At 60.0% G+C, this 10,349-nt stretch carries 11 protein-coding genes; 1 reads left to right on the forward strand and 10 read right to left on the reverse strand.

The window, feature by feature from the left end:
• Positions 1-14: 14 nt before the first annotated feature.
• From AC1DVH_RS09355 to AC1DVH_RS09400, 10 genes are all read right to left on the reverse strand, one after another.
• Entirely contained in the window at positions 15-974 is a 960-nt protein-coding gene (locus AC1DVH_RS09355) for a diiron oxygenase (protein WP_477753548.1), read from the reverse strand.
• Positions 975-1,041: 67 nt separating this feature from the next.
• Positions 1,042-1,800, reverse strand: a complete 759-nt coding sequence (locus tag AC1DVH_RS09360) for a TauD/TfdA family dioxygenase (protein ID WP_477753549.1) — start codon at positions 1,798-1,800, stop codon at positions 1,042-1,044.
• 18 nt (positions 1,801-1,818) lie between these two features.
• Positions 1,819-2,694 (reverse strand): branched-chain amino acid aminotransferase, encoded by an 876-nt coding sequence (locus tag AC1DVH_RS09365; RefSeq protein ID WP_477753550.1) that lies wholly within the window; start codon positions 2,692-2,694, stop codon positions 1,819-1,821.
• A 31-nt stretch (positions 2,695-2,725) separates the two neighbouring features.
• A complete protein-coding gene (locus tag AC1DVH_RS09370; protein ID WP_477753551.1) occupies positions 2,726-4,066 on the reverse strand; it encodes a KamA family radical SAM protein in 1,341 nt (446 codons plus the stop codon).
• Positions 4,067-4,098: 32 nt separating this feature from the next.
• Positions 4,099-4,743 (reverse strand): glutathione transferase, encoded by a 645-nt coding sequence (gene yfcF, locus AC1DVH_RS09375; RefSeq protein WP_477753552.1) that lies wholly within the window; start codon positions 4,741-4,743, stop codon positions 4,099-4,101.
• Positions 4,643-4,951, reverse strand: a complete 309-nt coding sequence (locus AC1DVH_RS09380) for a hypothetical protein (protein WP_477753557.1) — start codon at positions 4,949-4,951, stop codon at positions 4,643-4,645. Before AC1DVH_RS09380 ends, yfcF begins: the two co-directional genes overlap by 101 nt.
• 34 nt (positions 4,952-4,985) lie before the next feature.
• Entirely contained in the window at positions 4,986-5,471 is a 486-nt protein-coding gene (locus AC1DVH_RS09385; protein WP_477753553.1) for a cupin domain-containing protein, read from the reverse strand.
• An 83-nt stretch (positions 5,472-5,554) separates the two neighbouring features.
• Positions 5,555-6,049: a RidA family protein gene (locus AC1DVH_RS09390; RefSeq protein ID WP_150727357.1), complete on the reverse strand. Its 495-nt coding sequence runs from the start codon at positions 6,047-6,049 to the stop codon at positions 5,555-5,557.
• A 48-nt stretch (positions 6,050-6,097) separates the two neighbouring features.
• On the reverse strand, positions 6,098-7,378 hold the full coding sequence (locus AC1DVH_RS09395; RefSeq protein ID WP_477753554.1) for an ATP-grasp domain-containing protein: 1,281 nt from the start codon (positions 7,376-7,378) through the stop codon (positions 6,098-6,100).
• Positions 7,379-7,420: 42 nt separating this feature from the next.
• Positions 7,421-8,521 carry a hypothetical protein gene (locus AC1DVH_RS09400; RefSeq protein ID WP_477753555.1) on the reverse strand — a complete coding sequence of 367 codons (1,101 nt, stop codon included), beginning with the start codon at positions 8,519-8,521 and terminating at the stop codon, positions 7,421-7,423.
• A 148-nt stretch (positions 8,522-8,669) separates the two neighbouring features.
• On the opposite strand from AC1DVH_RS09400, the gene AC1DVH_RS09405 reads away from it, so the two are divergent.
• Entirely contained in the window at positions 8,670-10,088 is a 1,419-nt protein-coding gene (locus AC1DVH_RS09405; protein ID WP_477753556.1) for an aminotransferase-like domain-containing protein, read from the forward strand.
• Positions 10,089-10,349: the final 261 nt, after the last annotated feature.

Raw genomic sequence — 10,349 nt, forward strand, 5'->3', positions numbered from 1 at the left:
AGACACCTCCGGATTCAGGCCGCTGCGGTGGTTTTGAGAGTCGGACGGAAGTCGAAATCGATCTGCTCGCTGATACCCAGGTCATGGGCCAATTTATGCAGGCCACTGTAGTCRCGCATGATGTTCGCGTTCCTGTTGCTCTCGCGGGTGTCGGCAATGATCAGCGCTGCATCCTCGACCCCAAGCTGCGTCAGAATCGCCTCCCACATCGAGTAGTCCTGGGCGATAAAAGCACTCAGCGCCACCGACAGGTTGCGTGCGAAAAATTCCCGCTGGGCCGGCTGCATGTTCGCGTACATGACCTTCGCCACTTCGGCCAGCACCTTGCTGTGGGCGTACTCGTCACGGTTGTGCAGTTCGGCCACCCGGCGATTTTGCGGCTGGATGGTCTGGTCGTCCGCCAGCAAGTCGAGATAGGCGTTGACGCTGATCTCGGCCACCACCGCAAAAGTGATCGCCGCCAGATCCCGCTGCCATTGCTCGGGCAACTCTGCATGCAAGGCCTTCAGGCGCAGGTAAGTGACGGACGGCGGCAGATCCAGGTCCTGATCCAGCGCCCGCTCCAGTTTGGTCCGCTCGATGGCGCGCAGGTGCATCAGCGTGTGGTAGTGCTCGTCAATCAGGGTCTGTTGCATGGCCTCGCGAAAATGCCAGTCGTCCTTGCCAAGGTACTGATTGGCGATGACGCTCAGCGCCGGATTGACCACATGCTCCTCGGCAGTGACGGTGCGCAGGTTGTAGCCGATCCAGCCCCAGGTCACCACGCTGCTCTTGAGTTCGTCGCTCAAGGCCTGGAATTTCGGATGATGGAAAAACGGCACCATGCATTCCGGGTAATCCGGGCGCGCCGGGTCGAACACTTCTTCGACCTGGCCCCTGTCCGGCGAACACACCGTGGCGCGCTTGGTCCAGGCCTGGTTGAGCCGCACGATCAGTTGATGATCGACCTGGGCGATCTCGATTGCTGTTTGCATGACGCGATACCTGTAAGGCGCGTACCCGCCAAGGGGTACGCCGAAAAAATGAAGGGCGACGGAAAAATCAGGCCAGCCAATAGCGGGTCAGGTGGCGCGCCGGGTCAGTGTAACGACTGCGCGCATGGATCATTCGCCAGTTGTCCCAAATCAGCAGGCATCCGTCGGGAATCAGCACCGGAACGTTGTGCTCGACGAAGTACGCTTCGCCAAGCACGGCAAACCTGGCCAGCGGCGAAGTGCTGTTGGTCACCAGCGATTGCTGCAGGGCTTCCTTGGACGGGTTCACGTCGCCGTAGTGAAACTGGTTGTAGCTGAAGCGGAAAATATCCCCGTCTTCCGTAGGCGTGAGGATGTATTCCTTGACCCGCCGTTGTCCCGGCTCACCCGGTTTGGCGGTGGCGACAAATTCTACCGGTGTGTCATCCAGCCACTCACGCAGTTGCGGTTCGCCGTGTTCTAGGGCGCGGAGAAATTCATAGCCGTCCACCAATCCGGTGTGCCCACCACCGCACGTCGCCTGTTTATGGCAATGCAATGCCAGATAACGCGGTGGCGGCCCGTACACCGGCGCTTCAGTGTGCGGGCCGATGCCGTTCATGCTCTGGGAGTACGGCAAATCTTCGTAACCCGGCTTGCGGGTGATGGGAAAGGCCATCTGGCCGTTGAACTGCGGAATGATCGGACCGAATTCGCACAAGGTGCCTACGACATCATCGGCAAATTCGTCGGGGGTCAGCACTGTCCAGCCTGACGTCGACAGCTCTTCATGACGATGGCCGAGCGAAATGCAAGGTTGAGACGCAACAATCCCTTGGTCTGACATGGTGAGATTCCTGGCGGGTTATCCGGCGTTGACGGTTGATGTGTACGCGGCAATGAAGTCGCGGCAGGTGTCACCCGGTCGATAGCGCTGCGCGTCGATGCTCTGCACCGGGGTGATTTCGGCGGCGGTGCCAGTGAGAAAACATTCATCGAAGTCGCCAAGCTCCGTAGGCAAAATCGTGCGCTCGACGACCTGGTAGTCCAGCACTTTGGCCAATTCAATGACGGTCTGCCGGGTAATGCCATTGAGAAAGCAGTCCGGGGTCGGCGTGTGCAAAGTCCGGCCTTTGACGAAGAACACATTGGCACTGGTGGCTTCGGCAACGTGGCCGCGCCAGTCGAGCATCAGCGCATCGTGGTAACCCGTGTTCTCGGCGTCGTGCTTGCTCAGCGTGGCGATCTGGTAATGCCCGGAGGCCTTGGCCTCGAACGGGCTGCTGCTCGGCGGCGGGCGGCGCCAGCTCGCGGTTTTCAAGCGGATACCGGCCATGCGCGCCGCCGGGTCGAAATAGCTCGGCCACTGCCAGCACGCGATGGCCACGTGCACACGGTTGAAACGCGCCGAGGTGGAAATCATCTCGCTGCCACGCCAGGCCACCGGGCGCAGGTAACCATCGACGACGTTGTTGCGTTGCAGCAACTCATGGCTGGCCGCTTCCAGTTCAGCCAGCTCATAGGGGATGGCAAAGTCCATCCATTGCGCCGAGCGATACAAGCGCTCGCTGTGTTCGCGCAGCTTGAAGATCCTGCCGTTGTAGACTCGTTCGCCTTCATACACGGTGCTCGCGTAATGCAGGCCATGGGTCAACACATGCAACTGCGCCCGGGACCACTCGACGAACTCGCCGTCGAGCCAGATAACGCCCTCGCGCTGATCAAACGGGATACTGCTCATATCCATATCTCCCCATTGTTCATAAATTTTCCTACGCCGTTTCCAGCAACACGGGTATCAATTCCGGCACGGCGGCGAGCTCGGTCTGAAAGAAGAACGCACGCTCGCCGAAGGCCGGTTGCAAGTCGTCGAACCAGGTCACTTGCGGATCGAAGCGCGCGTAGAACGTGCGCAACACCCATTGCGGATTGCGTGCCTGGAGGAACTGCAAGACGAAGACTTTTTCCCCGGCGACGGTCTCGATGCCGTTGATCAACACCTTGCCGTAGAAGGTGCTCATGGACGGCCCGCGCACCGTGCGCGCAAGCCCCGATACCGTGCGGTACGCCGCCTGGAAGATCTCGAAGGCCCGGGCCAGTGGCATCGCGAAGTAGTGGCTGGGGCCGGTGTCACGCTCGACGAACATGTAATACGGCACGGCCCCGAGCCGCACACCTTCGGTCCACAGCGCCGCCCAGTCGGCGGGGTTTTCGTTAATGTGGCGGATCAGCGGCGCCTGCATGCGCACCGTCGCGCCCGTCGAGCGAATACGCTCGACGGCCTGGCGGGCGATGGTCTGGCGGATCTCCACCGGGTGGTTGTAGTGCCCCATGATCGACAGGTTTTTCCCCGCCGCGACGATGCGCTGGAACAGCTCCAGCAGCTCGGGTGCATCCTTGTCGCTGACAAAACGCTGCGGCCAGTACGCCACGGATTTGGTGCCGATGCGGATGTTCTTCAAGTGCGGCAAATCCAGCAGCGGCTCGATGTAACCGGCCAGGGAGCGGGTGTTCATGATCATCGGGTCGCCGCCGGTAATCAGCACGTCAGTCACTTCGGTGTGCACCCGCAGGTAGCTGACCAGCTCCTGGGACTCACGGGCATTGAACTTGAGTTCTTCTTCGCCAATGAACTGCGCCCAGCGGAAACAGAAGGTGCAGTACGCGTGACAGGTCTGACCGGCACCCGGGAAAAACAGCACGGTCTCGCGGTACTTGTGCTGGATGCCCGGCAGAACTTTTCCGTTGAGGGTGACACCGTTGTGGGTCAACTGCCCGGCCGGATGCGGGTTCATGCGCCGCCAGATCGCCTCGATCCGACGCTTGATCGCCGCGTTGTCATCCTGCTCGATCAGGTGTTTAAGCGAGGCATACTCCTCCGCCAGCAACATGTCCTTGTGGGGAAAGGTCATGCGAAAAACCGGATCGTCCGGAATGTTGTTCCAGTCGATCAGCGTGCCCAGCACGTATTCGTTGGTGCGAAACGGCATGACCCGCGCCACCACGGTCATGGCCTCCTGCAACGCCGGCGTCAACTTGTGCCAGTAAGGTGATTCGCGGATGGTGCGTGAGTTATAAGGTTTGTAGCGTTCGTGCTCCGACAGTCCTTGCATGGCCGCGCTCCTGGTGATTGCCCTGGGTGTTGTCAGGCGATGGCCGGCGCTTTGCGCTCTATGTCCATCCACGCCCGGACGCTGTCGCGATCCCACTGGCGCCGCACATACGCCGCGAGCCGCGCCGGCACCGGATCGCCGTTGGCAACCAGTCGGTTGAGCATGATTGCCAGGTCGGTGTCGGCAATGCTCCAGTCACCGAACAGATGCTCGGCGCCCTCTTCCAGCAAATGCTCGGCGACGAAGAACAAGCGCTCGACGGCGACACGGGCATCGGCGCTCAGGGGCAGATCTTTTTTACCGAAGTAGACCAGGTCAAACGGGCGCTCCTTGCGCACCACCAGCAAGTCACTGCGCAACCAGGCCTGCAATTGACGGGCACGGGCACGCTGCTGGATGTCCTGCGGATAGAGTTTTTTAAGCCCTGGGGAGAGCTCATCGAGGTATTCGGCAATCGCCGATGATTCCGACAAGGCAAAACCCTCGTAAACTAACGTTGGGATTTTGCAGGTCAGCGAAAGATCGCGATAACTCGACAGATAGTTTTCGCGTGTTCTTAGATCAACGGTAACAAGTTCAAATGAAAGTTGCTTTTCCTTGAGCGCCACAAAAGCCGACATCGCAAAAGCGCTGACATAATCGGCGCCAACATACAGTTTTAGCTTCCTGTTTTCCATATAACACTCCATTGACCAACTGCAGGAATTGACGTGCATTGGAAGTGATCGTAGTTAGTTGAGTGAATGTTGAATAGATACAGAATTTGTCCGTTTCAATCGATACAGAACGTTGTTTTTCACCGGCAGACACGCAGCCAGAATCCCGGCAAAACTGCTGCAAAAAGGGATCCTGGGGCAGGTCTGAAAAACAAAAAAGGGAGCCCACAAAAGTGGGCTCCCTGGGCAGATACGGCGGGGAATTACGGCTGGGTGGTGATCAGACCGTGGCTGTCGGCAAAATTCGAAAGCAGTGCCATTTGTGGCATGTTGCTCATGTTCAGCATCGCCAGAGGCTCGTGTTTACTGGTGTTGACGAAACCATGCCGGGTCCAGGCTGGCACCAGTAGCACGTCGCCGCTGCTGACGTTAACCCCGTCGGCATCGCCGAGGGTCATCACGCCGCTGCCGCACTGGATAACAAACAGATGCCACCAGGAATGGGCATGACCGTTGAGCGTCACACCGGGGTTCAGCCATTGCATGGCGATCGCCATTCCAGGCGTCACTTCACAGCCTTCAATGCTTTTGTCGTGAGCCAACGCGACAATATCTACGTCGCTGTCTTCAAGGGTTTGACGCATACCCGCCAGTTCAGTGCCCTTCCACACCTTGGGACTTGGCGTTCGATGGTGGAGGCTTTGACGAAAGTCCTTATATGAAAAAAACGCACCTTGAAAGTTATCCATTCGCACGTCCTTTCTTCTTATTTCCCATACTTTAGCGCCAAACCTTAAGTTAACGATTCAGCGCTGTAAAGCTGGGAAACATTTTACAAAACCGATGGGCGCAAGGCGGCAATCATGTCCACTTCTATCGCGGCATTCTTGGGTAACTGGTAAACACCTACGGTGGTGCGGGTATGTTTACCGGCATCGCCCAGCACATGGCTGAACACATCCGAGGCGCCGTTGGCCACTTCGCTCAAATCAACAAAATCCGCCGTGGACTTCACATAGACCGTTACCCGGATCAATGACTTGATCTTGTCCAGCGAACCAATGGCATCGACGATCAAGGCCAGCCCGCGCATCGCACTGATGCTGGCCGCCGCTTGCGCATCGGCCAAGCTGAGGTCCAGGCCGACGCGACCGGGGTAATGGATCTTGCCGTTCATGCGCGGCACCAGACCGCTGATGTACAGCTCATCGTGATGACGGATCAGCGGCGCATAATGCCCGCCTGCGGTGTTTTCGCCGTAGATGTCGTAGCCAAACTCTTTGGCCAGGGCGATGAAGCGTTCATCGCAGGTCATGTGCTGGATCATTGATCGAACCCTCTTAATCAGTAGTGCAAAAAACGGGTGCTTGCAGGCTCAACACACGGCGCGGGTAGCCGGTGCCAGGCAAGTCACCTCAATGCGTGACTCAATCGCCTCGGCCAGACGCAACAGGTCGTTGCTCAGTTGCCCGTAGTGTTCGTTGAACAACACGATGTGGCCGATGAATGAGAAGTTGTCTTTCACTAACGCGCTGACCGAGTCGCCGATTCGCTTGGCGTACTGGCCCTCCACCAGATCGATACGCAATGCGCGGGCCAGGGCCTCGATGTCGGGCGTCGCGCGCAAGATGCCGCCATCCGGCGCCCTGAGCAGGCGAATGCCGCAGAAGCCGCGAGCCACTGGCTCGTGCTGTTCGGTCTTGCCTTCCACCGCCCAGCGCACCCAGCGTTCCCACGGATCGAAATTGACGAAGGCGCGTTTGGCCAGATCCCAGATGTGCATGCCGCCGGGGCGCATGTTGGTTTCCACGGCGCAGGTCAGGTTGTCGCTGCGCAGGAACACTTCGTTGTGCCAGGCACCATTGTCCTGGGATACCAATGCCGACATATGCCGACCGGCTGCCATCAAACGCGCCTGTACCTCAGCCGAAAGCGGTGCGGGGACGACTTGCTGGATCTCTGCGCGGTAGGCGCCTTCGGTGGTGGTTTTTTCAGTCACCCAAGTGCTGCCGGCCACGTAGTCCCAGCTGTATTCGCGGGCGTTCTGCACCAGTGCTTCAAGGACGATGCCGCCTTCGCGGTAGGGCTTCAGTGCGAGCCAGGCGTCATCGCATTCCGAAGGGTGATGGATGACGCGACAGCCTCGGCTCGCGCCTTCGCAGGCCGGTTTGATGAAGGCCTTGCCGCCCAGTTCGACAACGCGTTGGCGCAGTTCCGGCAGGCTTTCGACCCGCGCGGAAAACACCGGTCGGTATTCTCGGGGAGAGGTGCTGGCCGCCGCTTCGAGCCGACGGAAGATCTGCTTGTCCAGGCCCGCCCGCGCTTCGCCTGGGGTAATGCCCGGCAGGCCGAAGTGAGTGGCCAGCGCGGCACCGAGCAGTACGCCGCGATCGGAAAACGGCAGCACGCCGATCAGTTTCCAGCTATCGGCATTCAGGCACCCCACCACCAGTTCAAGGGACGCCGCCACGTCTTTCTCGGCCAGCGAAGTGCTGCAAACGTGATCGGCCACCTGGTCGTCATGGAGCTGAATTTTCTCGACCAGCAGGATGAGCCTGGCGTCGTAGAGCGACTTGCACAGCTCGCGCAGTTTCTGGATGTCGTGAACCCGATTGCCGTTGTAACCGACCACTACTACGCATGAAGTCGTATTCATAATGCCCCCGACCTGCAAAGTGAAAACCGCAACGGCGATGACTCAGTCATGCAACGACGCATTGGATTTACGATTGAGCCAGTACCAGGCCAGGATCCCGCCGGCGCCGATGGCGGCCAGCACCAGCGCGTTGTACGGCGCCGGCACCACCCGCATGATCAACACGGTCAGCCCGGCCCCCACCCCCAGGGACACTTCCTTGACGAACATGTTGTTTTGCTTGACCGAGAAGTAATCGAGGTAGCTGAAGGCGCACTCGGCGATGGACAGCAGCGCCACCCAGACCAGCGCCCCGGCGAGGGTTTCGACGTGGAACGCGGCGGGCGAAGACAGCACGGCAAAGCCGCCGACGATGATCCCGATCACCGCCACGACCTTGAAGCGCCCGGTGCGCTCGATCAGCTTCATCACCGGCACCTGGGCGAACACCACCACGGCGCTGTTGAGGATCAGCATCAAGCCGTACCAGGCCGGCAGCTCGCCGGTCTTGAGCAGGATCGCCTGTGGCAGGATCGAGAACACCCCGAACAGCTTGATACCCATGATGATCCCGGCGATTACCCAGGGCAGTTTGTTGCTCCAGTTGCTGCCAACCTGACTGGCTGGGCGGGCTACCACCGGCTCGGAAGTAAAGGTTGCGCCGAGGGCGATCGGCAGGCACAGCAACACGAAGGCCGCCGCGCCGAGGAAAAACATCGTAGGCGTGAGAAGCGGCGACAGCAGGATCAAACCGGCCACCAGGCTGCCCATGTTCATGGCCACGCGGTTGTAGGCCGCGCCTTCCTTGGTCTGGGCCGCTTCGCTCTTGATCAGGTAACCGGCAATCGCAATGCCGTAGGCAAACAACGCGGCAGCAAACATCACCATGCCTTGATGGCTGGTCAGCGCCAGCAGCACCAGGCCAAGGCCGGCACACAGCAGCGTGACGCTCAGGGAACGTCGGCCAAGCACCAGTAAAGTCAGGGGCAACAGCAACAACAAGGCGCGATACCCAAGGGCCAGGATGCTGTTGGTGGCCGTGTCGAGCCAGACGTTGGCCTTGCCCAGCACCGCGAACAGCGAGACAGCGGTAATGATCCGGATCGTGAATAACCGCAGGTTAATGACCGGTTTAGCCACCGCGACCGTTGTTTCGACACTCATGCAGCACCTCAGGAACCGGGTGAACGCCCGCCGACAAAGGCCGACATTCAGAAAAGTCTGTAAGGGCATGGTAGAGAGAGAGGCTTGTCCTGATCAGGGCAAGTTCGTATAGAATCCAACGAACTTTACTGCCGGAGAGACCAGTAAAATGCAGGTTCAACGTGCAGTCATTGCCGCCATAGAATTCCAGCCCGGCGTGCCGCTGGTGCAGCAGATCGTCGATCAACTGACCCAGGCGATCAGCACGGGTGGCCTGCCCCACGGCGCCAAGCTGCCGCCGATTCGCGAACTCTCCGACTTGATGAACGTGGGCAAATCCACGGTGGTCGATGCCCTGGACCGCATGCGGGCCAAGGGGCTGGTGGTGTCTCGCCAGGGCTCCGGGCATTACGTGCATCGCTCCGAAGCAGCACTGAAAAGTGGCACCGGTCCGGACCTGCAACCTCAGGACACCCTCAGTGTGGTACGCCGCGCACTGCTGCTGGATAACGGCGCGCTGCGCCCCGGCTGCGGTTTTCTGCCGACCTCGTGGCTGCCCGCCGAAGAGTTGCAGAAAGCCGTGCGCAGTACCCTGCGAGCGACGTCATTGCGCATGGGCGAGTACGGCGTGGCCGGCGGTTACCTGCCGTTGCGCCAGGCCTTGCGGGTCAAGCTGGCGACCTTCGGCATCGAAGCGCCGGTGGACCAGATCATCACTACCGCCAACACCATGCAGGCCATCGACCTGCTGATGCGCCTGCTGGTCAAACCCGGCGACACCGTGCTGCTCGACGACCCCTGCTACTTCAACATGCACGCCAACCTGGCGCTACACGGGGCCAAAGTCATTACCATCGCCCGGGATTGCGACGGCATGGACCTCGACGCCTTAGAGCAACTGCTGATCGCCCACAAACCCGTGCTGTACATGACCAACAGCACGCTGCATAACCCCACCGGCCACTCGTTCACCCCGGCCCAGGTTTACCGCTTGCTGGAACTGAGCCACCGCCATGGCTTCCACATCGTCGAAGACGATCTGTACTGCGACATCCAGCAACGCCGCACCCCGCGCCTGGCGGCCAGTGGGTTGGACAACGTGAGTTATGTGTCGGGTTTCTCCAAGACCCTGACCGCCAACAGCCGGGTCAGCTACACCGTACTGTCACCGCAATTGGCGGCACGCATGGTCGCGCTGAAAATGGCCTGCGGCGGGGTGACGTCGGAGCTGGCGGAGCAGATTACGTGCACCATGCTCAGCGATGGCAGCTATGCCAAACATGCGCGGCGCACGGTGGATCGGTTGTATGAATCGAACAGCCGAGTGGCGAGTTGGTTGGCGGAGGCTGGGTGCTCGCTTTCCTCGTTGCCCGGCGAAGGTGTGTTTATCTGGGCGCGGTTGCCGGAGGGCTTGCATGCCGAGAATCTGGCTCGCCAAGGGCTGGAGAACAATATGGTGTTGGCGCCGGGCACCTTGCTGAGCAAAGGGCCGGATGCCAGCCAGTTCCTGCGCTTCAATGTGGCTCACAGTGACAGTTTGCAGGTGCGCGAGCGGTTTTTCCGCTTGCTCGATACACAAAGTAAATAACCGACGCCCCCCAACCCTGTGGGAGCGAGCTTGCTCGCGATGAGGCCGTCACATTCAAAATTGATGCTGCCTGACACGCCGCCATCGCGAGCAAGCTCGCTCCCACAGGGGCCCGCGTCATGCTCGATATCAGCGATGACGCTAGTCCAATGTGGGAGCGGGCTTGCTCGCGAAGAGGCCGTCACATCCAGCATCAATATTGCCTGACCCACCGCCTTCGCGAGCAAGCCCGCTCCCACAGGGATTGCGGTGCCCAATGAG

The organism is Pseudomonas sp. P4_C3, assembly GCF_056402075.1.